Below are 23,644 nucleotides of genomic sequence, written 5' to 3'. Positions count from 1 at the left end.
GGCTTGCCGGCGAACCAGGCAACGCGGTGTGTCAGGCACACCGCGTTCGCGGGCAAGCCTCGCTCCTACGGTTTTTTATGCCTGCCTTAACCCCATCGGGCCACCCCACAGGCTCGCCCGAGATAGAGACGGATGCAGATTATGCACAGGCTAAAGCACGGCCTACTTCAGGCCGCCGGTTGGCTGTTTTACCTAAGTTTATTGATGGGCATCGCCATGGCGTTGCCTGCGTCCACATTCGATTCCGATTCGAAGGATTTTATCTTCCTCATCGGTTTCATCGGCATCTGGCGCTACTCGATGGGCGCCACGCACTTTGTGCGCGGGATGCTGTTTCTGTACGTGGTCTACCCGCACCTGCGGCGCAAAGTGCGCAAGCTGGGTGACGCGGCAAACCCGTCCCATGTTTTCTTGATGGTCACCAGCTTCCGTATCGACGCGCTGACCACCGCCCAGGTCTACGCCTCCGTCATTCGCGAAGCGATCGACTGCGGCCTGCCGACCACCATGGTCTGCTCCATCGTCGAAATGTCCGATGAAAAGCTGGTGAAAAGCCTTTGGACGAAGATGAATCCGCCGGATCGGGTCAAGCTCGACTTCGTGCGCATTCCCGGCACCGGCAAGCGTGATGGCCTGGCCTACGGTTTCCGCGCCATCTCCCGCCACCTGCCGGACGACCGCGCAGTGGTTGCAGTGATCGATGGCGACACCGTGCTCGCCGAGGGCACCGTGCTCAAGACCGTGCCGTGGTTCCAGCTGTTCGGCAATGTCGGCGGCCTGACCACCAACGAGTTCTGCGAAGTGCGCGGCGGCTACATCATGAGCGAATGGCACAAACTGCGATTCGCCCAGCGCCACATCAACATGTGCTCGATGGCCTTGTCCAAGCGCGTACTGACCATGACCGGCCGGATGTCGGTGTTTCGCGCAACCGTGGTCACCAACCCGGACTTCATCGCCGACGTGGAAAGCGACTCGCTGCAACACTGGCGCCTGGGCCGCTTCAAGTTCCTGACCGGTGACGACAAGTCGAGCTGGTTCAGCCTGATGCGCCTGGGCTACGACACGTTCTACGTGCCGGACGCCGCGATCCACACCGTGGAGCATCCGCCGGAAAAAAGCTTCATCAAGGCCAGTCGCAAACTGATGTTCCGCTGGTACGGCAACAACCTGCGCCAGAACGCCCGCGCCCTGGGCCTGGGGGTTAAACGCCTCGGCCTGTTCACCTCGGTGGTGCTGTTCGATCAGCGCGTGTCGATGTGGACCTCGTTGCTGGGCTTGACGGTCGCGCTGATCGCCAGCTTCAAGTACGGCACCGCGTTCATCCTGGTGTACCTGCTGTGGATCGGCATTACCCGCCTGATCCTGACCGTGCTGCTGTCGTTGTCCGGCCACCGGATCGGCCCGGCCTACCCGGCGATTCTCTATTACAACCAGATCGTCGGCGCGCTGGTGAAGATCTACGTGTTCTTCCGCCTCGACCAACAGTCCTGGACTCGCCAGCCCACTTCCCTGACCCGTGACCTCGCCAGCTTTCAACGTTGGTTCAACACCTGGTCGTCTCGGACCATGACCTTCTCCGCCGGCAGCATCTTTGTTGCCGTGCTGCTGATGATGGTCTGACCGCCCCCTTATTGAATTAACCAGGAAAACGCCCCTATGAATACCGCCGTCAACGCCAACGTAGTGCATGAGTCAGAAGCCCAGCGCCAACACGCCCGAGTGAAAATCCCGGCCAAGCTGCGTTTCTTCGGTCCCGACCGGACCCCGGTGGAAGCTCGAGTGATCGACCTCTCCGCTGGCGGCCTGGCCTTCAACGCCGGTCAGCTGCCGCTGAAAACCGGCGATGTGTACAAGGCGCGCCTGCAATTCGTCATCGATAACCTCGGCCTGGCCATGGACGTGGAATTACTGATCCGCTCCGTCGACCGCCAGACCGGCCGCATCGGTTGTCAGTTCCAGAACCTGGAACCCCAGGATATTTCCACCCTGCGTCACCTGATCACCTCGCACCTGGCCGGCGACATCGTCAGCATGGGTGAAGTGCTGGCGACCCTACAGCGCGACAACTTCACCAAGGCGCGCAAGATGAAGGACGGCGGCCACGGCATGACCGCGTTCGGTCGTCTGCGCGCCGTGACCTTCAGCCTGGCGATTTTCATCGTCGGCCTCGCGGCGTTCGGTTTCATCTTCAAGTCGGTGTACGGCATGTACTTCGTCAGCCACGCCCAGGCGGGCCTGGTCAGCGTGGCAGGCATGAACATCACCATGCCCCGCGACGGCACCGTACAGAGCCTGATCAAGGCTGACGGCGTTGCTGCCAAAGGCGCGCCGCTCGCAACGTTCAGCACCAGCATGCTCGACGTACTCAAGGGCCATCTGGACGACAACCAACTGCAACCGGCCAAGGTTGAAGAACTGTTCGGCAAGCAAATGACCGGCACCCTGACCTCGCCGTGCGATTGCACCGTGGCCCAGCAACTGGTCGCCGACGGTCAGTACGCCAGCAAAGGCGACGTGATCTTCCAACTGGTGCCGCGCAACAGCGAAGCCAATGTTGAAGCGCGCTTCTCCTATCGCCAGTTCGGCGATGTGCTGCCAGGCAACACGGTCAGCTTCCAGATCGCCGGTGAAGACAAAACCCGCAGCGGCAAGATCGTCAGCAGCACCAGCCTGAAAAGCGCCGACCTTTCCTCGGACATCCGCGTGCTGATCCAGCCTGACGAGCCACTCGACAGCAAGTTCGCCGGTCGCCCGGTTGAAGTGAACAGCACCCGTGGTCCGAACCTGAACTGGCTGATCGACAAAGCCATGGCCGCCGGTATTTAAGCAGAGGACATGCCCGTGACTAGCCCACTCAGAATCCTGCCGGTCCCGCTGACCCTGGCCATGGCAATTGCTCTGGCCGGTTGTGCCGGCCTTCCAGACCAACGTCTGGCTAACGAAGCCCTCAAGCGCGGTGACACCGCGCTGGCGGCGCAGAATTACCAGCAACTGGCAGACCTGGGCTACAGCGAAGCACAGGTTGGCCTGGCCGATATCCAGGTCGATAGCCATGACCCGGCGCAGATCAAACAGGCCGAGGCGACTTATCGCGCCGCGGCCAGCGTCTCGCCGCGGGCCCAGGCTCGCCTGGGTCGTCTGCTGGTGGCCAAACCCGGCTCCACCGAAGCCGAACAGCACGAAGCCGAAGGCCTGTTGAAAAAAGCCTCGGCCGCTGGTGAAGGCAACACCCTGATCCCGCTGGCGATGCTGTACCTGCAATACCCGCACAGTTTCCCCAACGTCAACGCCCAGCAGCAGATCAGCCAATGGCGCGCCGAGGGCAAACCGGAAGCGGGCCTGGCTCAAGTGCTGCTCTATCGCACCCAGGGCACTTACGACCAGCACCTGGACGAAGTGGAAACCATCTGCAAAGCGGCGTTGAACACCACCGACATCTGCTACGTCGAACTGGCCACGGTCTATCAGAAACAGGCCAAGCCTGAGCAACAGGCCGAGCTGATCAAGCAGATGCAAGCCGCTCACGCTCGCGGCACGGTCACCGCTCAACGCGTGGACAGTGTGGCTCGCGTATTGGGCGATGCGAGCCTGGGCAAGACCGACGAGAAAACCGCTCAGTCGCTGCTCGAAGGCATCGCTCCGGGCTACCCCGCTTCCTGGGTCAGCCTCGCACAATTGCTCTACGACTTCCCGGAACTGGGCGACGTCGACACGATGATGAAGTATCTGGACAACGGCCGCGCCGCCGACCAGCCGCGCGCCGAACTGTTGCTGGGCAAGCTCTATTACGAAGGCAAAATGGTGCCGGCCGACGCGAAGGCTGCCGAAGAACACTTCAAGAAAGCCGTCGACCGAGAAGTGGCCGCCGATTACTACCTCGGCCAGATCTACCGTCGCGGTTACCTGGGCCAGGTCTATTCGCAGAAAGCGCTGGACCACCTGCTCAAGGCTGCGCGCAACGGCCAGAACAGCGCCGACTTCGCCATTGCCCAACTGTTTTCCCAAGGCAAGGGCACCAAGCCCGACCCGCTTAACGCTTACGTCTTCAGCCAATTGGCCAAGACGCAGAACACCCCGCAAGCCACCGAGCTTGCGCAAACACTCGAAGCCCAACTGCCGCCTGCCCAGCTCGCCGAGGCCAAACGCCTGTTGAAACAAGAACAGGACGTTCGTGGTGCCTTGAGCCAGAACACGCTGGAACTGCATGCCCTGCAAGAAGAAGACGGCGAGGAATCCCTATGAAGCTGAATCCATTCGTGAAGGCCGGTATTGGCCTGTCGTTCGCCCTGTTGTGGTCGTGCCCGACCCTCGCGGCCCTGACTGAAAGCAAAAACTACGGCCTTGATGTGAAAATCACCGGCCAGTCCCAAGACGACACCGATCTGGGCACCGCAAGCGGCGGCGACGTCAACGGCGTCGGCCTCGACCTGCGTCCATGGATCTACGGCGAAAGCGGCGCGTGGAGCGGCTACGCCATGGGTCAGGCCGTGACGTCCACCGACATCATCGAGACCGACACGCTGCAGCAGTCCGACAGCGACGGCACCCAGACCACCGACAACGGTGATCGCAAGAGCAAGAAAAACTACCTGGCGATGCGCGAGTTCTGGGTCGGCTACAGCGGCCTGACGCCGTACCCTGGCGAGATCCTCAAGCTCGGTCGCCAGCGCCTGCGCAACGACGACGGCCAATGGCGCGACACCAACATCGAAGCCCTGAACTGGACCTTCGACACCACCCTGTTGCGTGCCAACGCCGGTGTGGCCGAACGCTTCAGCGAATACCGCACCGACCTCACCGAGCTGGCCCCGAAAGACAAGGATCGCCTGCACGCTTACGCCGATGCGGCGTATCAGTGGACACCGGGCAACTGGGTCGGCATTCGTGGTCATCACACCCACGATGACGGCAAGCTTGACTATCCGCAACCTGGTGTTCCGGCCGATTCTCTGGACAAGAAAGAGAACGGCGACATCAGCTGGATCGGCCTGACCGCCGACAGCGATGCCTACAACTGGCGCAACACCAACACCGTCAATTACTGGGGCAGCGTCACCGGCATGAGCGGCGACCGCGACACGGTCAATCCGCTGAACGCCGACGGCACTCCGCCGGCACAAGCCAAGACCAGCGGCAACGTCGATGGCTGGGCCACTGACCTGGGCGTGCGTCTGCGCCTCGATCCGCAATGGCAAGTCGGTGCAGCCTATGCCCGCGCCAGCGCCGATTACGAACAGAACGGCCTGGAAAGCAACCGCTCGAACTACACCGGTACCCGTTCGCGGGTTCACCGTTTCGGCGAAGCCTTCCGTGGCGAAATGAACAACATGCAGACCGCTACGCTGTTCGGTTCGTGGATGCTCAACGACGAATACGACGCCAGCGTGATCTACCACAAATTCTGGCGTGTCGACGGCAACAAGCCGGTCGGCAGCAACGGCATCAACGCCGTGCAGAACGACACCGACGACGTGACCGGCGCCGTGCTCTCCAGCACGTCCCTGCCGCTGGAAGATGGCAACAAAGACCTCGGCCAGGAAATGGACGTGGTCGTCACCAAGTACTTCAAGCAAGGCCTGCTGCCGGCCTCCCTGAGTCAGTCGATCGATGAGCCTTCGGCCCTCGTGCGCTTGCGTGGCGGTGTGTTCAAGCCGGGCGATGCGTATGGCAAAGGCGTCGATTCGTACATGCACCGCGCGTTTATCGACGTGATCTGGCGCTTCTGATGCGAACCGCGAAGGGAGTTCCTGACATGAACAGTCCGAAGAGAGGCTCGTTGACCTTGCTGGCCGGCGCGATGCTGCTGGCCAGCTCGGCGGCCTTCGCCACTGCGGAGCCGGTAGCGCCCGCGCAGAAAGGGCAGCCGGCGACCATTGCCAAGGGGCTGCAACAGGCCAAGACCTACACCGTCAACAGCGCGCCGACCGAGCCGCTGGAACTGGCTGCGCCGAAACTGCCGGACACCTCCGGCTACACCGCCGAAGCCATCGCCGCGAAAGTCGTGCGCACCAAGGCCGGCAAAATCAGCGTGCGCCGGATGATGCAGGAGAACGCCCTGAAGGACTTCATCGGCGGCGATAACAAGATGGCCGAGTGGGTGGTGCGTCAGCACGGCATCCCACAGGCGATCTTCGTCGACGACGGCTACATGAACCTCAAGGATCTGGCCAAGAAACTGCCCAAGCAGTACTTCAGCGAAACCTCGCCGGGTGTGTTCCTGGCGAAGTTGCCGATCGTGGTAGGTGAGAAAGGCATCCTGGAAATCGACAAGCAGACCCAGGAACTGCGCCTATCCCAAGAGTCCGGTTCGTTCCTGGTCAACGACGGCCAGCTGTTTGTGCGTGATACCAAAATCACTGGCTGGAGCGAGAAGGCAAACGGCCCGGCGGCCTTCAAGTCGCCGAAGGAATTCCGTCCGTTCCTGCTGTCCTGGGGCGGCACCCAGACCTACATCGCCAACAGCAAGATCGCCAGTTTCGGCTACGCCAACAGTAAGTCTTACGGCGTGAGTATTTCCCAGTACACGCCGAACATGGCCAAGGTGCTCAAGCGTCCTGAACCGACCGGCTGGATCGTCGGCTCCGAGTTCTCGGACATGTGGTACGGCTTCTACTGCTACGAGACCCGCGACTTCGTGGTCAAGGGCAACACTTACAAAGACAACATCGTCTACGGCATTGACCCGCATGACCGTTCCCACGGACTGATCATCGCGGACAACACCGTATTCGGGACCAAGAAGAAGCACGGGATCATTATTTCCCGTGAGGTCAACGACAGTTTCATCTTCAACAACCGCAGCTACGACAACAAGTTGTCAGGCATGGTGATTGACCGTAACAGCGTGAACAACGTCATCGCCTACAACGAGATCTACAAGAACCACACCGACGGCATCACCCTCTACGAGAGTGCTGACAACCTGCTGTGGGGCAACAAGGTGATCAGCAATCGCCGCCACGGCATCCGTATTCGTAACAGCGTGAACATCCGCCTCTATGAAAACCTCGCCATGGCCAACGGCCTGACGGGCGTCTACGGCCACATCAAAGACCTGAGCGACACCGACCGGGACATCAAGCTCGACCCGTTCGACGCCCAGGTGTCGCTGATCATCGTCGGTGGCGAACTGGCCGGCAACGGCAGCGGACCGCTGTCCATCGACTCGCCGCTGAGCGTCGAGTTGTATCGCGTGTCCATGCTCGCCCCGACCAAATCCAGCGGCATCAGCTTCAACGGGATCCTTGGCGAGCGCCAGGATGAAATTCTCGACTTGCTGGTGCGCCAGCAGAAAGCCGTGCTGATCGACCCTGTCGAACGCCAGACCGAAATGCAGGACTGAGGATAATTTTATGCACCCACACTTGATCAAATTACTCAGCCTGTCGGCCCTGACCGCCGGCATTCTCGCGGCCAGCGCCGGCGTCCGTGCCGATGAAGCTGCCAGTAAAGTAAGTCCGCCGAGCTTCAGCGCCGAACCGTGCTGCAACCTGTGCCCCGAAGCCCACGACGCGAAGAACTACACCACGCGTTATCAGCAGAACTTCACCACGCTGGTGCAGGCTCAGGGCGACTGGCTGTTCCGGACCCAGGAAGACTTGCGCACCGAATTCGACACTACCCCCGCCGGCTACAAACGCATGAAAGAGCTGCACGATGCGTTCAAGAGCAAAGGCGTGGAACTGGTCATCGTTTACCAGCCCACCCGTGGTCTGGTGAACCGCAACAAACTGAATCCGGAAGAAAAAGCCAAATACGATTTCGACAAGGCGCTGAAGAACTACAAGACCATGCTCGGCCGTTTCGCCGCCATGGGCTACGTGGTTCCGGACCTGTCGCCGCTGACCAACGAATCGCTGCCCGACACCTTGCCGGCCCACGACTTCTACTTCCGCGGCGACCAACACTGGACGCCGTATGGCGCCCAGCGCACGGCGAAAATTGTCGCCGAGAAAATCAAGCAACTGCCTGAGTTCGCTGACATTCCCAAGCGCGAATTCGAGAGCCATAAGTCGGGTCGCATGGGCAAGACCGGAACATTACACAACATGGCCGGTCAACTCTGTGGCACCAGCTACGCGATCCAGTACATGGATCAGTTCACCACCGAGCCCAAGGGCGAAGCGGCCGACGGCGACCTGTTCAGTGACTCCGGCAATCCCGAGATCACCCTGGTCGGCACCAGCCACAGTGGCAAGAACTACAACTTCGCCGGTTTCCTCGAAGAGGCCATCGGCGCCGACATCCTCAACGTGGCGTTCCCCGGCGGTGGCCTGGAAGGTTCGATGCTGCAGTACCTGGGCAGCGAAGAGTTCCAGACCAAGCCGCCGAAGATTCTGATCTGGGAATTCTCGCCGCTCTATCGCCTCGACCAGGAAACCATCTACCGCCAGATGATGGCGCTGCTGGACAACGGTTGCGAAGGAAAGGATGCACAGATGACCGGCAGCACCACGTTGAAACCGGGCAAGAACGAATTAATGGTCAACAGCAAGAACCTGAACCTGCAAAACGGCAGTCACCAGGTCGACATCCGCTTCGCCGATCCATCGGTGAAAACTTTGCAAGCCACCCTCTGGTACATGAACGGTCGCCACGAGGACATCAAAATCGAAAAACCGGAAACTTCCGACACCGACGGGCGCTTTGCCTTTGAGTTGCGCACGGACGAAGACTGGGCCACGCAGAATCTGCTGGCCGTCGAAATCCAGGGCCCTGAAGCAGGTGCCACGCCACAGAAAGTCGAAGCGAAAATCTGCAAACGCAATGTATTCCCTGGCGCTGGGCAGCGTACCGCTCAAGCCGGGCAATGAGGCAACCTCTTATGACATGCATGCAAACCCGAACTTTGAAAAAGTTACTCGCGCCCTCCCTGCTGACGTTGGCGATGTTCGCCGGCGCCACCCAGGCCGCCGCGCCACTGCGCCCGCCACAGGGTTACTTCGCGCCGATTGAAAAAGTCAAAACCGGCGACAAGAGCGAAGGCTGTGATGCGATGCCGACGCCGTACACCGGCTCACTGCAATTTCGCAGCAAGTATGAAGGCTCCGACAAGGCCCGTTCGACCCTGAACGAGGCCTCGGAAAAAGCCTTCCGCGACACCACCGCCGACATCACCAAGATGGAGCGCGGCACCAGCAAGCGCGTGATGCAGTACATGCGTGACGGTCGTCCGGAACAACTGGAATGCACCCTGAATTGGTTGACCGCCTGGGCCAAGTCCGATGCGTTGATGTCCAAGGACTTCAACCACACCGGCAAGTCCATGCGCAAATGGGCATTGGGCAGCATGGCGTCGGCTTACATTCGCCTGAAGTTCTCCGATTCGCAACCGCTGGCCAACCATCAGCAAGAGTCGCAGTTGATCGAAGCCTGGTTCAGCAAAATGGCGGATCAGGTGGTCAGCGATTGGGACAACCTGCCGCTGGAAAAAACCAACAACCACTCGTACTGGTCCGCCTGGTCGGTGATGGCAACGTCCATCGCCACCAACCGTCGCGACCTGTTCGACTGGGCAGTGAAGGAATACAAAGTCGGCGCCAATCAGATTGACGCCCAGGGTTTCCTGCCCAACGAACTCAAGCGCCAGCAACGTGCCCTCGCCTATCACAACTACGCTTTGCCGCCGCTGGCGATGATCGCCAGTTTCGCTCAGGTCAACGGTGTGGACTTGCGTCAGGAAAACAACGGCGCGCTGAAACGCCTGGGTGACCGGGTGTTGTCGGGGGTTAAAGACCCGGACGAGTTCGAGAAAAAGAACGGCAAGGAACAGGACATGACCGACCTCAAGGTCGACTCGAAATTCGCCTGGCTCGAACCGTTCTGCACGCTCTACACCTGCTCGCCGGATGTACTCGAGAAAAAACACGAGATGCAGCCGTTCAAGACCTTCCGCCTCGGGGGTGACCTGACAAAGGTCTACGACCCGGCCAACGAGAAAGGCAAAAAAGGTTCGTAGCCAAAGCACAAAACCTTGTAGGAGTGAGCCTGCTCGCGATTGCGGCCTGACATTCAACATTCATGTCGACTGACACGCCCTCATCGCGAGCAGGCTCACTCCTACAGAGGGTCAGTGTCAGGTTTGAGATTTGAGTAATGCCCTCTGGATTTTGATGGGGGGTTTGGGGGGGCCGTTGGCCCTTGACTGTTGGTTAAACATGGAGAGACCGGGATGGTATTTTCATCCAACGTGTTCCTGTTTTTGTTCCTGCCGATCTTTCTCGGCATGTACTACTTGAGCGGAATACGCTATCGCAACCTGCTGCTGCTGCTCGCCAGCTACGTGTTCTATGCCTGGTGGCGTGTGGACTTCCTTGCGCTGTTCGCAGCCGTCACGTTGTGGAACTACTGGATCGGCCTCAAAGTCGGTGCCGCAGGCGTTCGGACCAAACCGGCACAACGCTGGTTGCTGCTGGGCGTGGCCGTCGACCTGTGCATTCTCGGCTACTTCAAGTACGCCAACTTCGGCGTCGACAGCATCAACGCGATGATGACGTCGGTCGGTCTGTCGCCGTTCATCCTGACCCACGTGCTGTTGCCGATCGGGATCTCGTTCTACATCTTCGAGTCCATCAGCTACATCATCGACGTCTATCGGGGAGACACCCCGGCGACCCGCAACCTGATCGACTTTGCCGCATTCGTGGCGATCTTCCCGCACTTGATCGCCGGCCCGGTGTTGCGTTTTCGCGACCTCGCCGACCAGTTCAACAATCGCACCCACACCCTCGACAAGTTCTCCGAAGGTGCCACGCGGTTCATGCAGGGTTTCATCAAGAAGGTCTTTATCGCCGACACCCTCGCGGTGGTGGCCGACCATTGCTTTGCCTTGCAGAACCCGACCACGGGCGACGCCTGGCTGGGCGCCCTCGCCTACACCGCGCAGTTGTATTTCGACTTCTCCGGCTACAGCGACATGGCCATCGGCCTGGGCTTGATGATGGGTTTCCGCTTCATGGAAAACTTCAAGCAGCCGTACATCAGCCAGTCGATCACCGAGTTCTGGCGTCGCTGGCACATCAGCCTGTCGACCTGGTTGCGTGACTATCTGTACATCACCCTCGGCGGTAACCGTAAAGGCACGCTGATGACCTATCGCAACCTGTTCCTGACCATGCTGCTCGGTGGTCTGTGGCACGGCGCGAACATCACCTACATCATCTGGGGTGCGTGGCACGGCATGTGGCTGGCGATCGAAAAGGCCCTGGGCCTGAACACCTCGCCACGCAGCATCAACCCGATCCGCTGGGCCCTGACTTTCCTGCTCGTGGTCATGGGCTGGGTGATCTTCCGTTCGGAAAACCTGCACGTCGCCGGTCGCATGTACGGCGCGATGTTCAGCTTCGGCGAATGGTCGTTGTCGGAACTCAACGCGGCCAGCCTCACCGGCCTGCAAGTGGCGACCCTGGTGGTGGCTTACATGACCCTGGCGTTCTTCGGCATCCGCGATTTCTACAGCAACCTGCCGCCTGAGAAGACCAAGCCTGTGGTCAACGTCGAGGCCGACGGCCCGGCCGCTGCCACGCCTGGAATGATCAAAGCCGTACCGGGCGACAACCCGACCAGCATCCACGAGCCTGGCTACACCGTTGGCGTTGAAGCCACCGTGCAACCGGCCTACTGGACCGCGGACTGGTCCCGCTACGTGATGCGCACGCTGGTACTGGTGCTGTTCATCGCCTCGATTTTCAAACTCTCGGCGCAAAGCTTCTCGCCGTTCCTTTACTTCCAGTTCTGAGGGATCTGACCATGACCCGCTCATTACGTATCTTCTACATCGCCCTGTTCATGGTGACCCTGCTGGTGCTGGGCCTGTGGTCGACGCGCAGCTTCTTCGGCTTCAGCACCAACGCCGATGCGACGGTGCTCAATGGCCGCTGGGCCAAGGCTGTGGAAACGCACTACGACGAGGAGTTCCCGATCAAGCGCCTGGGCACCAACCTTTGGGCCGCGCTGGATTTCAAACTGTTCAACGAAGGTCGTCCGGGCGTTGTGCTCGGCCGCGATCAATGGCTGTACAGCGATGAAGAATTCAACCCGATCGTCAACGAAGAGTTGAACCTGCAAGGCAACTACGCGCTCGTAGAAGGCGTACGCCAGGAACTCAAGGCCAAAGGCGTGAAACTGGTGATGGCGATTGTGCCGGCCAAAACTCGCCTGTACCCGGAACACCTGGGCGCAGTGAAACCTTCGAGCATTCACGCCAACCTCTATGAAGACTTCCACGCTCGCGTGGCAGCCAACAAGATCATCGCGCCTGACCTGTTCGGCCCGATGCTCAAAGCCAAGCTCGACGGTCAGCAAGTGTTCCTGCGCACCGACACCCACTGGACCCCGGAAGGCGCGCAAATCGCCGCCGAGACCCTGGCCAAAACCATTGCCGAGAAAACCCCGCTCAGCGGCGAGCCGCAACGCTTCGTCACCGAACCTGCGGAGAAGGTCACGCACAAGGGCGACCTGCGGTTGTTCCTGCCGCTGGACCCGCTGTTCGAAAACCTGATGCCGAAGACCGAGCCGTTGCAAAAGCGCAACACCGTGGTCGCGCAAGACCAGCCTGCCGGTGATGACGCGCTGTTCGCCAACACCGAAGTGCCGGTGGCCCTGATCGGCACCAGCTACAGCGCCAACCCTAACTGGAACTTCGTCGGGGCGCTGAAACAAGCGCTGAACAGCGACGTGGTCAATTACGCCGAAGACGGCCACGGCCCGATTCTGCCGATGCTCAGCTACCTGAAAAGTGATGCTTTCAAGAACAGCCCGCCACAGGTGCTGATCTGGGAGTTCCCTGAACGTTATCTGCCTGTGAACAACGAAATAGGCGACGCCGACCCGCAGTGGGTCGCAGAGCTCAAAGAAGCCGGCGCCCGCCAACAAAACGTAGCCGCAAACACTAAATCCGAGACGCCCGACCGGGCGCAAAACTGAAAGAGAGAGGTACTACCATGACTTTCACTACTACTCCTCGCCGTCTCGCCAAGACCTTCGCACTTGTTGCTGGCATGAGCGTGTTGTCGATGTCCGCCTTTGCTGGTGACGCTGCACTCTACGGCCCGACTGCACCGAAAGGTTCGAGCTTCGTCCGTGTCTACAACGCCGGTAACGCTGAAGTCAGCGCCACCGTCGGCAGCACCAACCTGGCCGAAGTCGCGCCGCTGTCCAGCACCGACTTCAGCTTCATGCCGGGCGGCGACTACAGCGCCAAGGTCGGCAGCCAGACCCTGCCGGTGAAACTGGCCGGTGATCACTATTACACCCTGGTCAACAACGCCAGCGGCGCGCCGCAACTGATCGAAGAGCCGCCGTTCAAGAACAAGCAGAAATCCCTGGTTCGCGTGCAGAACCTCAGCGACAAGGCCCTGACCCTGAAAACCGCTGACGGCAAGACCGAAGTGGTGCCTTCCGTAGCGGCCAAGGGCCGTGGCGAACGTGAAATCAACCCGGTCAAAGTCAGCCTGGCCCTGTACGACGGCGCGACCAAAGTCGGCGACGTGAAACCGGTTGCCCTGGAACGCGGTGAAGCCGCCGTGCTGTACGTCACCGGTAAAGGCAGCAGCCTGTCGCCAGTCTGGGTAAAACGCCCGGTTTCGACGCGCTAAACATTTTGCCTGACTGACGCTGTTCCCTTGTGGGATCGAGCCTGCTCGCGATAGCGGTCTGACATTCAACATTGATGTCGACTGATACGCCGCCTTCGCGAGCAGGCTCGCTCCCACATTGAACCGCAGTGCCAGTCGGGACACGGAATAAGAACAAGAGTGAAACGACAGACGCAGTAGCTCTGACCCATACGATTTTCAAGGAGTAACAACATGATTCCGGTGATCTTGTCAGGTGGTAGCGGCTCACGTCTTTGGCCGCTTTCGCGTAAGCAATTCCCTAAACAGTTCCTCGCCCTGACCGGCGAACACACGCTGTTCCAGCAAACCCTGGAACGCCTGGTGTTTGAAGGCATGGACACCCCGATCGTGGTCTGCAACAAAGACCACCGCTTCATCGTCAACGAGCAGCTGAGCAACCGTAAACTGGAAACCCAGCGCATCCTGATGGAACCGTTCGGCCGCAACACGGCGCCGGCCGTGGCCCTGACCGCGATGATGCTGGTCAATGAAGGTCGCGACGAGTTGATGCTGGTGCTGCCGGCCGACCACGTGCTGGACGACCAGAAAGCCTTGCAACGTGCGCTGGCCCTGGCCACCGTCGCTGCCGAAAACGGCGAAATGGTGCTGTTCGGCGTTCCGGCCACCAAACCGGAAACCGGCTACGGCTATATCAAATCGACCGCTGACTCCCTGCTGCCCGAAGGCGTCAGCCGCGTCTCGCACTTCGTCGAAAAACCGGACGTCAAGCGCGCCACCGAGTTCGTCCAGTCCGGCGGTTACTTCTGGAACAGCGGCATGTTCCTGTTCCGTGCCAGCCGCTTCCTGGAAGAGCTGAAAAAACACGATCCAGACATCTACGACACCTGCCTGCTGACGCTTGAACGCAGCGAACAGGATGCCGACACCGTCACCATCGACGAAGCGACTTTCGCCTGCTGCCCGGACAATTCCATCGATTACTCGGTCATGGAAAAAACCCAGCGCGCCTGCGTCGTACCGCTGACCGCCGGCTGGAGCGATGTCGGTTGCTGGTCGTCGCTGTGGGAAGTGAACGAAAAAGACGCCAACGGTAACGTCACCAAAGGCGACGTGGTCATTCAGGACAGCAAGAACTGCATGATCCACGGCAACGGCAAACTGGTGTCGGTGATCGGCCTGGAAAACATCGTGGTCGTCGAAACCAAGGACGCCATGATGATCGCCCACAAGGACAAGGTCCAAGGCGTGAAACAGATGGTCAACACCCTCAACGAGCAGGGCCGCAGCGAGACCCAGAACCACTGCGAAGTCTATCGTCCGTGGGGCTCCTATGACTCGGTGGACATGGGCGGCCGTTTCCAGGTCAAGCACATCTCGGTCAAGCCGGGCGCGTGCCTGTCCCTGCAAATGCACCATCACCGCGCCGAACACTGGATCGTGGTCAGCGGCACGGCCGAAGTGACCTGCGACGAAAACGTGTTCCTGCTCTGCGAGAACCAGTCGACCTACATCCCGATCGCCTCGGTTCACCGCCTGCGCAACCCGGGCAAGATTCCACTCGAGATCATCGAAGTGCAATCGGGCAGCTACCTGGGTGAAGACGATATCGAGCGGTTCGAAGATATTTACGGTCGCTCCACCCCGATCGAACGCGGCGTGTCGGTGAAAACCATCGCGCAGTAAGCGTTCAGTAAAACAAAAGCCCCCGTCCAGTCCGCTGCGTTTTCCCTATCCGCAGCGGGTTGGTCGGGGGCTTTTTTGTTCGTTCCCACGCTCTGCGTGGGAGTTCAGCCCGGGATGCTCCGCATCCCATTGGAACGCGCAATGTCCATTCCCTCAGCCCTTCGGTAGGATGGTGGCCATGAGTTCAAGGAGCGTTCAAACATGTTCATCGGCGTCTTGCTGGTTATTACCTGGCTGATCCTGTTGCTGCGCTACCCGGCCAAGGCCTTGCCCGTCTCGGTGGCGGCCGCCATCGGCCTGGGTCTGGTGGCCACGTGGGTGATCTGGATGGACAACCGCGAGGTCAAGCAACTGGCGCGCCTGGAGTTGCGCATCACCTACGCGCCGGAACACTGCCCGGCAGACCGGCCGTTGAAACTGACCATGAACAACGGCAACGACGTGCCGCTGACCGAGTTGCGCTGGCGTGTCGCCGCGTATGCGCCGGGCGATACGGTCAATCTGGCCGACAATCAATACACCGCCCCGCGCTATCGCGGCCCCGGCGAACTGCAAGCCGGCGCCACCTGGGAAGACTGCTTGCCCCTGCCGCCGCTGCGCCCTGGCTATCGCCCGCAAACCCTGGAGTTTCGCGCCGAGCGTTTGCAGGGTAGTTTCTCCGACTGATCCCCCTACTTCTTTTTGCACAAGGACCGCGCCATGCCCGTTGCGTTGATTACCGGTTGCTCCAGCGGCATCGGCCGCGCCCTCGCCGATGTGTTCAAAGGGGCCGGATACGAAGTCTGGGCCAGCGCCCGCAAGGCTGAAGATGTGGCCGCGTTGGCCGCCGCCGGATTCACGGCCATACAGCTGGACGTCAACGACGGCGCGGCGCTGGAACAGTTGAGCGAGCGGATCAACCAGCAACATGGCGGCCTCGATGTGCTGATCAACAACGCCGGCTATGGCGCCATGGGGCCGCTGCTCGACGGCGGTGTGCCGGCGATGCAGCGCCAATTCGAAACCAATGTGTTCGCGATTGTTGGCGTGACCCGCGCGCTGTTCCCGGTGTTGCGTCGGGCCAAAGGGATCGTGGTAAACATCGGCAGCGTTTCCGGGGTGTTGGTCACACCGTTTGCCGGCGCGTATTGCGCCTCGAAAGCCGCTGTCCATGCCTTGAGCGATGCATTGCGCATGGAGCTGGCGCCGTTCGGTGTGCGCGTGATGGAAGTACAGCCTGGCGCGATCGAGTCCAGCTTCGCCAAGAATGCCGGGCATGAGGCGGAGCAGTTGATCACCGAGCAATCGCCGTGGTTTCCCTTGCGCGAAGGTATTCGTGCGCGGGCCAAGGCCTCTCAGGATAAACCGACCCCGGCCAAGGAGTTTGCCGGTGGTTTGCTCAAGGCTGTGCAGCAGAGCAAACCTCCGCGCCTGATTCGTCTGGGCAACGGCAGCCGGGCGTTGCCGTTGTTGGCGGGGTTGCTGCCTAAAGGGTTGCTGGAGGCGGGGTTGATGAAGCGGTTCGGGCTTAGGGGGCAACTGTAGGACCGCGTTATCGTTCTTCGCGGGCAAGCCTCGCGCCTACAGGCTCGCGTCGTTCGCAATATTTGCCCAGGCTTGCCCGCGAAGACGTCAGACCAGACGCTGCAAAAACTCAGGAAACAACCATGACCGACTACACCGACTACTTCGACGAAGTCATCCAGGCCCACGTCGCCATCGAACAATGGCTGGCCGAAGAACGAGACGACTCGGCACTTGAACAACTGCTGAGCCGGTTTTCACCACAGTTTTCCATGATCTCGCCCCTCGGCCGGGTGCTGGACTTCGAAGCGTTGAGCGAGTTGTTCTTGCTGGCCGGTGGGAAGAAGCTTGGCTTCAGGATCGAGCTCAGCGAGTTGCGGGGTATTGCACTGTACGACGGTGGCGCGGTGGTGGGTTATCGCGAGCAGCAGACCGATGCAACGGGCCTGCACTCGGATCGCCGCTCGACAGTAGTGTTTGAGAAACAGGCCGGTGGCAAGGTGGTTTGGCGACATTTGCATGAGACGTTTTGCAAGGGCTGAGCCTTTGTCTTATGCCTGACGGACCGAGTCAGTTAACCACGACCGTGCATGTAATCCCCGCCGCCAAAAGAACACCTTCCGGCACTTCATCAATGTGAATCCGCACCGGCACTCGCTGCGCCAGGCGCACCCAGTTGAATGTCGGGTTCACATCCGCAATCAGCTCGCGGCTCTCCGGGTTGTCCCGGTCGTAGATGCCACGGGAGATGCTTTCCACATGCCCCTTCAACACCTCGCCGCTCATCAACTGCATGTCGGCCTTGTCGCCCACCCGCACATGCGGCAGTTTGGTTTCTTCGAAGAAGCCATACACCCAGAATGAGTTCATATCGACCACAGCCATTTTCGCTTCGCCGATGCGCGCGTAGTCACCGCGATGCACGTTGAGGTTGGTGACATAGCCGTCCACCGCAGCACGGACCTCGGTGCGTTTGAGGTTCAGTTCAGCCGCTTCCAGTTGTGCCTGGGCATGCTGGTAATCGGCCAGGGCCGAGTCGGCGATGTTGCTGGCGTCGTCACGGTTTTCCTTCGAGATCACCAAGGCGTCCATGTCGGCGCGGCGATGGGCGTTGACCTTGCGCATCTCCCACGTCGACTTGCGCGAGGCCACCAGGGCCTGCGCCTGTTTGACCGCGATGCGGTAGTGCTCGGGGTCGATGCGCATCAGCAGATCGCCCTTCTTCACTTGCTGGTTGTCGCGCACCGGCACGTCCACCACTTCCCCGGTGACGTCGGCGGCGACGTTGATAATGTCGGCGCGCACCCGGCCGTCGCGGGTCCACGGCGTGTCCATGTAATGCACCCAAAGGGTCCGGCCGATCCATATCGCGAGGGCCAGTACCAGCAACGTGGCGAGCAGGCTGAAAAGCTTTTTCATCAGGGCCTTCTTCAGAAATAGAAAGTCAACGGTAGACCGTCAGCGCCAGAGCGCCGAACAGACAGGTAAACAGGCTCAGGCGCAGCAGCGCCGGGTGCCAGAAGAAACGGTACAGATCGAACCCGGACAGGAACCGGTCCAGCGCCCAGGCCAGCGCCGCGGCGATGAAAAACATCAGCGTCATGGTGGGCATGTACACGCCGTGGAAGGCGATTTCACGAGGCATGTTCAAGTCCTTGGGGCCGGGTCCCGGCGTAGGCGGCGAGCGGTGATTGCGGGTCCAGCAGAGAGGTGCGGATGAAGTGCAAATAGCTCTTCACCCGCCGCAACGCGGAGGTGTCGAAGTGCGGCGCGAACGGTTCGTCGGTGGCTTGCACGCGGCTGATGGCATGGTCGACCGCGATCAGGCCGCGTTCCAGATTGCTCGGGCTCGGTTGCAGAAATAGCCGCACCAGCGAGCGCCCCATCACGCGGATCGCCTGGCGCCACGGCTGGGATTCGGCGTAGGCCGGATGCACCGGCAGAATCGCCTGTTCCTTGCGCAACTCGATGATCGCGTGGCCGACTTCCAGCACCACGAACATCCAGCGCAGCAAATCCCGTTGCACCTGCGGCTGACCCACCGCGAGGCCGTAAGCCTGATGCAGCAAGTCCCGGGTGCGGCTTTCGAAACTCGAAGCCAGGCCCTTGAGCTTGCCGCTGATCGCATACACCACTTGCCCACGCAAATCCTGCTCGAGCCGGCGCCACAACCAGCGGCTGTTCGGCGGCAGAATGATCGCCCCGGCCGCCGCGCACACCAACATGCCGAGCACCATGGCGATGTAGTCGTTGATGAACGCGTAAGGGTTGTAGACGGTGAGGTTGTCCGGCACCGAACCGGTGCTGAAGAAGATCAGCAACCCGAGGCCGACACCGGCATATTGCGGCCGCGACGTGAGGAACGAACCAAGCACGATCACCGGCGCGAGCATCACGCACAGCAAGGGAAAACCGTCGATCCACGGGAAGATGAAAAACATCTCGACGAAGCCGATCAGTGCCCCGAGGAATGTGCCGCAGGCCATCTGAAAGGCCATGCGTTTCGGGTTCGGTGTCGCCGCAGACAGACCGACGGTAGCCGCAGCGATCAGCGTCATGGTCGCCCCGCTCGGCCACGCCGTTGCCACCCAATAACTGCCCAGCACCACCAGAATGAACGCCGCCCGTATTCCCGACGCCGCCGAGGCCATCCAGTTGGTTTGCGGGGTGAACGGCTCGTCCCATTGCTCGCGCGCATGGCTGTGATCGGCCAGTGAAGCGTGGGTCTGTGCATAACTGTGCAACTCGTCGACGAAGCGATAGAGCAGTTCGTAGGCGGTATGAAAATCGAGCTGCTCGGCGTCGCTCGGACCACTTTCCTGAAAGGTCGCCCGCAGGCTGCGAACCCGCGCCGGCAGGTTTTCCTTGTAAGTCGCCAAGGCGCTAGCCAGGCGTGCGGCGTCGGGGCTGGTCAAGGCGCGACCGCTGAAGCCATCGAGCAATTCCGCCAGGTCCTGCAACCCCGGTTTGATCGCCGCCACCACGTGGTCAGCGCCGCTGCTGCGCAAGCGTTCGAGCAATTGGTGCAAAGCGTTGAAGCGCGTAGTGATGCCCATGAATTCGCTGTTCAAGCGACTCAGTCGTCCGTTGCGTCGACGCATGTGTGGGTCTTCGAACACGGTGACGCTGCGCAGCCCTTCCAGGCCGACAGCCTCGGCAATAAAGCGCACGTTACTGGCTTCGAAAGCCTCGGGTTTGCTGCGACCGCGCAAGCCATCGGTGACGAACAAGGCGAACACACCAAAGCGCTGATACAAGGCGTTGCGCATCGCCGCGCTGGCGGTTTGCGGCAGGATCGCGGCGCTGACCACGGTGGCGCAAAGAATCCCCAGCGAGATCTCCAACACCCGCCAGACCGCCGCCATGAACGCGCCGTCCGGGTGGGCCAACGCGGGCAAACCGACCATCGCGGCGGTGTACCCGGCGAGCACGAAACCGTAGGCACGAAAGTTGCGATAACGCGCCGCACCGGCCGAGCAGAGGCCGACCCAGATCGCCAGCGAGCCGAGGAACAGTTCGGTGTTCTGGGCGAACAAGGCAATCAACGCGACCATCACCGCTGACCCGGCCAGCGTGCCGAGAAAGCGGTAAAAACTCTTGGCGAACACTTGGCCGCTTTGCGGTTGCATGACGATGAACACGGTGATCATCGCCGTGCGCGGTTGCGGCAACTCCAGGCGCATCGCCAGCCACAGGGTGAGGAACGCGGCGAACAGCACTTTGAAAATGTAGACCCAGGTCACGCCGTCGCTGCGTGCCCAGTCGAAGAAACCCCGGCGCCATTCAAGGGAATACAGCCAGCGCAGAGGTGCGGGCGAGGGAGTCATGAGTATCCTGGAAGCACGTGAGGCAAAAGAGATTCTGTGGCGAGCGAGCTTGCTCGCGCCGGGCTGCGTAGCGGCCCCAATATTCGGGCAGCCACCTCACATGTTGTGAGTGCTGCGCACTCAAGCGGGAGCAAGCTCCCTCGCCACAAATGCGGATGTACCTGGAACATCGTGTTCAATTCGAGAGGCTCTTTAAAAGGGCCGGGGTTTTCGGTGCCTGGGTCTGGCTGTCCTTCGGCACATCATTTCCTGCACCCAGCCCGCCACCCAGCGCTGTCACCAATTCGGCGTGGGCACTCAGGCGTGCGGCCTGAACCTGCTGCTGGACCTGCTGCTGCTTGAACAACAAGGTTTGGGCATTGAGCACGTTGAGGTAGTCGGTGAGCCCGCGCTGCCAGGCGACCATCGCGATGTCATAAGTCTTCTGCGCAGCGGCCACCGACTCGGCGGCGAAGGTTTGCTGCTTGTCCATGGACTCGCGGCGGATCAACTGGTCGGAGATGTTTTTCAGCGCGTTGACCAGCGTCTGGTTGTACTTGGCCACGGCGATGTCATACCCGGCCGAGGCTTCGCCCAGCTCCGAACGCAAGCGCCCGCCGTCGAAGATCGGCAACGAGATCGCCGGGCCGACGCTGTAGTTGAGTTTCTTGCCGGTCAAAAACTCCATCGCCCCACCGCCAGTGGCCATGTAGCCGAGGCTGCCGACCAGATCGACGTTGGGGTAGAAACCGGCGTGGGCGACATCGATGCCCCGCGCCTGGGCCGCCACTTGCCAGCGGCTGGCGACCACGTCCGGGCGTTGCCCAAGTAATTGCGCGGGCAATGACGACGGCAGTTTCAGTGGCGCGGCCAACGACAGCGTGGGCCGTTCCAACTGCGCGCCCTCGCCTGGACCTTTCCCCGCCAGAGCGGCCAGTTGGTTACGGCTCAGGGCGATTTCCTCGTCCAGCGCGTCGATCTGGCGATGGGTTTCCGGCAGCGGCGTTTCAGCCTGACTGACATCGAAATGGGTGCCGATGCCGCCGTTCAGGCGTTTTTGTGCCAGATCGAGAATTTGCTGCTGCTGTTTCAGGGTCGCCTCGACAATGTCCCGCTGCGCGTAATGCAGCGACAGTTCGATGTAGGCGCGCACGATATTGTTCTGCAATTCGAGCTGGGCCAGACGCGCTTCGGCGGCCGTCATGTGCGCCATGTCCACGGCGCGCTCGGTGGCGTTGCTTTCGCGGCCCCAAAGGTCGAGGGCGTAGCTGAAACCCAGTGCAGCGTTGTTGTCCCAGGTGGTCGTGTTGGCCAACTCGCCCGGCCCGTAAAACTGATCGGTCGGCCAGTTGTGGCGCTTGAGGGTGGATTCGCCATTAATCTGCAACGACTCGGCAGACTCGGCGATGCCGGCCATGGACCTGGCCTGTCGCACCCGCGCGGCGGCCATGGCCATGGTCGGGCTGCCTTGTACGGCGAGGTCGATCCAGCGGTTCAATTGCGGGTCGCCATAGGCCTGCCACCATTGCGCGGTGGGCCAGTGAGCGTCCTGCGCGGCGCTCTGGATGGCGTCGTCGGTGGCCAGTGAATTGGCCTCCAGTGCCTTGCCCTGCGGGGCAATTCCTCCGGTGCCGATGCAGCCGCCGAGGGTCAGGGATAAAGCCAGAACACTGAGCGTCTGAAGCGCTCTGTTGATGCGACGCGGCACTGCTGCGATTTCCTGAGAGAAGGGGCGTACGAGGTCCTGTAGGAGCGAGGCTTGCCCGCGAAAGCGGCGAATCAGTCGACATCGTTGGTGACTGTCACGCCGCCTTCGCGGGCGAGCCTCGCTCCTACAATGACCGGCGCAATTCTAGGGGGCAGCCTGTACGGCGATAAGCTGGGAATCCTGTGAATCTTTGTTACCGTTAACGCGATAATCCCTTGGTCGGGGTCTCAGACTCTGAAACCTTGTGTCACAATTTGCCATCGCACCCGAGAGCACCCCATGGACACTTTGCAAAACATGCGCGCCTTCAGTTACGTGGCCGAGGCCGGCAGCTTCACCGCCGCCGCCGTGCAACTGGACACCACCACGGCCAACGTCTCGCGCGCGGTCTCCAACCTGGAAGCCCACCTGCAAACCCGCCTGCTCAACCGCACCACCCGTCGCATCGCCCTGACCGAGGCCGGCAAACGCTATCTATTGCGTTGCGAGCAGATCCTGGCCTACGTCGAAGAGGCTGAAGCCGAGGCCAGCGACGCCCACGCGCGCCCGGCCGGGCAGCTCAAAGTGCACACCATGACCGGCATCGGTCAGCACTTCGTGATCGACGCCATCGCCCGTTATCGCAAGACCCACCCCGACGTGACCTTCGACCTGACCATGGCCAACCGCGTGCCGGACCTGCTCGACGAGGGCTACGACGTGTCCATCGTGCTCGCCAGCGAACTGCCGGACTCAGGGTTCGTCTCCCAGCGCCTGGGCATCACCTACAGCATCGTCTGCGCCTCGCCGGCGTATGTGAAAGCCAACGGCTGCGCGCACAAGCCCAGCGACTTGCTTAACCACGCGTGCCTGCGCCTGGTGAGCCCGGTGATCCCGCTGGAGAAATGGACTTTCGACGGCCCGGAAGGCCAGGAAATGGTCACCATCAACAGCTCGCCGTTCCTGGTGAACTCGGCTGACGCGATGAAAACCGCAATCATCAGCGGCATGGGCGTCGGCGTGTTGCCGGTGTACGCGGCGATTGAAGGCCTGCGCAACGGCACACTGGTGCGGGTGATGCCGAACTACCGCTCGCAAGAACTGAACCTGTATGCGATCTACCCGTCGCGCCAGTACCTGGACGCGAAGATCAAGACCTGGGTCGAGTACTTGCGCGGATCGTTGCCGGAGATATTGGCGGCGCATCAGGCGGAATTGGTGGCGTATGAATTGAGTGGGAGTCTGGGTGGGGCTCTGGTGGCGAACTGATTTCACGGTCCTACAGACGCGGTGATTTTGGGGAATGTTTCCGACGGGTTCTGTCGGTTGTTGGGTCAGACGGGAAATGGGTAGGCTTTGTGGGTCGCTGCAAAATCAGCGGCCAG

19 protein-coding genes are annotated in these 23,644 nt (G+C 60.9%); 15 read left to right on the top strand and 4 right to left on the bottom strand.

What is annotated here, in order from left to right; all coding sequences use genetic code 11:
* The first annotated feature begins 141 nt into the window (after positions 1–141).
* From alg8 to AC1ROI_RS10760, 14 genes are all read left to right on the top strand, one after another.
* Complete coding sequence (gene alg8 / locus AC1ROI_RS10825) at positions 142–1,623, top strand: mannuronan synthase (RefSeq protein ID WP_370654476.1); 1,482 nt, start codon at positions 142–144, stop codon at positions 1,621–1,623.
* 36 nt (positions 1,624–1,659) lie between these two features.
* Entirely contained in the window at positions 1,660–2,829 is a 1,170-nt protein-coding gene (locus AC1ROI_RS10820) for an alginate biosynthesis protein Alg44 (protein WP_077748266.1), read from the top strand.
* A 9-nt stretch (positions 2,830–2,838) separates the two neighbouring features.
* Positions 2,839–4,245, top strand: a complete 1,407-nt coding sequence (gene algK / locus AC1ROI_RS10815) for an alginate biosynthesis TPR repeat lipoprotein AlgK (protein ID WP_102595391.1) — start codon at positions 2,839–2,841, stop codon at positions 4,243–4,245.
* Positions 4,242–5,729: an alginate export family protein gene (locus AC1ROI_RS10810; RefSeq protein ID WP_010463117.1), complete on the top strand. Its 1,488-nt coding sequence runs from the start codon at positions 4,242–4,244 to the stop codon at positions 5,727–5,729. The genes algK and AC1ROI_RS10810 overlap by 4 nt, the downstream gene beginning before the upstream one ends.
* A gap of 26 nt (positions 5,730–5,755) precedes the next feature.
* A complete protein-coding gene (gene algG, locus AC1ROI_RS10805; RefSeq protein ID WP_102595392.1) occupies positions 5,756–7,345 on the top strand; it encodes a mannuronan 5-epimerase AlgG in 1,590 nt (529 codons plus the stop codon).
* Positions 7,346–7,355: 10 nt separating this feature from the next.
* The gene (locus AC1ROI_RS10800) at positions 7,356–8,816 is read left to right on the top strand and encodes an alginate O-acetyltransferase (RefSeq protein WP_077748263.1); all 1,461 of its coding nucleotides are present in this window, start codon (positions 7,356–7,358) and stop codon (positions 8,814–8,816) included.
* 11 nt (positions 8,817–8,827) lie between these two features.
* Positions 8,828–9,961, top strand: a complete 1,134-nt coding sequence (locus AC1ROI_RS10795) for a mannuronate-specific alginate lyase (RefSeq protein ID WP_010463124.1) — start codon at positions 8,828–8,830, stop codon at positions 9,959–9,961.
* 213 nt (positions 9,962–10,174) lie between these two features.
* On the top strand, positions 10,175–11,740 hold the full coding sequence (locus AC1ROI_RS10790) for an MBOAT family O-acyltransferase (RefSeq protein ID WP_077748261.1): 1,566 nt from the start codon (positions 10,175–10,177) through the stop codon (positions 11,738–11,740).
* 11 nt (positions 11,741–11,751) lie between these two features.
* The gene (locus AC1ROI_RS10785; RefSeq protein ID WP_102595393.1) at positions 11,752–12,927 is read left to right on the top strand and encodes an alginate O-acetyltransferase; all 1,176 of its coding nucleotides are present in this window, start codon (positions 11,752–11,754) and stop codon (positions 12,925–12,927) included.
* Positions 12,928–12,944: 17 nt separating this feature from the next.
* Entirely contained in the window at positions 12,945–13,598 is a 654-nt protein-coding gene (locus tag AC1ROI_RS10780; protein ID WP_042932354.1) for an alginate O-acetyltransferase AlgF, read from the top strand.
* 213 nt (positions 13,599–13,811) lie between these two features.
* Positions 13,812–15,263, top strand: a complete 1,452-nt coding sequence (locus AC1ROI_RS10775) for a mannose-1-phosphate guanylyltransferase/mannose-6-phosphate isomerase (RefSeq protein ID WP_010463132.1) — start codon at positions 13,812–13,814, stop codon at positions 15,261–15,263.
* Between the two features lie 201 nt (positions 15,264–15,464).
* Positions 15,465–15,929, top strand: coding sequence for a hypothetical protein (locus tag AC1ROI_RS10770; RefSeq protein ID WP_010463133.1), 465 nt, complete (start codon positions 15,465–15,467; stop codon positions 15,927–15,929).
* Between the two features lie 33 nt (positions 15,930–15,962).
* Positions 15,963–16,787, top strand: a complete 825-nt coding sequence (locus tag AC1ROI_RS10765) for an SDR family oxidoreductase (RefSeq protein ID WP_102595394.1) — start codon at positions 15,963–15,965, stop codon at positions 16,785–16,787.
* 122 nt (positions 16,788–16,909) lie between these two features.
* Positions 16,910–17,308: a hypothetical protein gene (locus AC1ROI_RS10760; protein WP_010463136.1), complete on the top strand. Its 399-nt coding sequence runs from the start codon at positions 16,910–16,912 to the stop codon at positions 17,306–17,308.
* A 28-nt stretch (positions 17,309–17,336) separates the two neighbouring features.
* Here AC1ROI_RS10760 and AC1ROI_RS10755 read toward each other — a convergent pair whose 3' ends face one another.
* The 4 genes from AC1ROI_RS10755 to AC1ROI_RS10740 form a co-directional block, all read right to left on the bottom strand.
* On the bottom strand, positions 17,337–18,185 hold the full coding sequence (locus AC1ROI_RS10755; RefSeq protein ID WP_010463139.1) for an efflux RND transporter periplasmic adaptor subunit: 849 nt from the start codon (positions 18,183–18,185) through the stop codon (positions 17,337–17,339).
* A gap of 25 nt (positions 18,186–18,210) precedes the next feature.
* Positions 18,211–18,411 (bottom strand): DUF1656 domain-containing protein, encoded by a 201-nt coding sequence (locus AC1ROI_RS10750; RefSeq protein WP_007896379.1) that lies wholly within the window; start codon positions 18,409–18,411, stop codon positions 18,211–18,213.
* The gene (locus AC1ROI_RS10745; RefSeq protein WP_010463144.1) at positions 18,401–20,593 is read right to left on the bottom strand and encodes an FUSC family protein; all 2,193 of its coding nucleotides are present in this window, start codon (positions 20,591–20,593) and stop codon (positions 18,401–18,403) included. Before AC1ROI_RS10745 ends, AC1ROI_RS10750 begins: the two co-directional genes overlap by 11 nt.
* Positions 20,594–20,768: 175 nt before the next feature.
* A complete protein-coding gene (locus AC1ROI_RS10740) occupies positions 20,769–22,280 on the bottom strand; it encodes an efflux transporter outer membrane subunit (RefSeq protein ID WP_102595395.1) in 1,512 nt (503 codons plus the stop codon).
* Between the two features lie 279 nt (positions 22,281–22,559).
* Here AC1ROI_RS10740 and AC1ROI_RS10735 point away from each other — a divergent pair, with 279 nt between their 5' ends.
* A complete protein-coding gene (locus AC1ROI_RS10735) occupies positions 22,560–23,528 on the top strand; it encodes a LysR family transcriptional regulator (RefSeq protein ID WP_102595396.1) in 969 nt (322 codons plus the stop codon).
* The last annotated feature ends 116 nt before the right edge of the window (positions 23,529–23,644 follow it).

This window comes from Pseudomonas sp. GW823-FHT02C02 (assembly GCF_058797635.1).
Note: the sequence above shows the minus strand (reverse complement) of the source record. Positions and strands in the feature narration are given on the sequence as shown.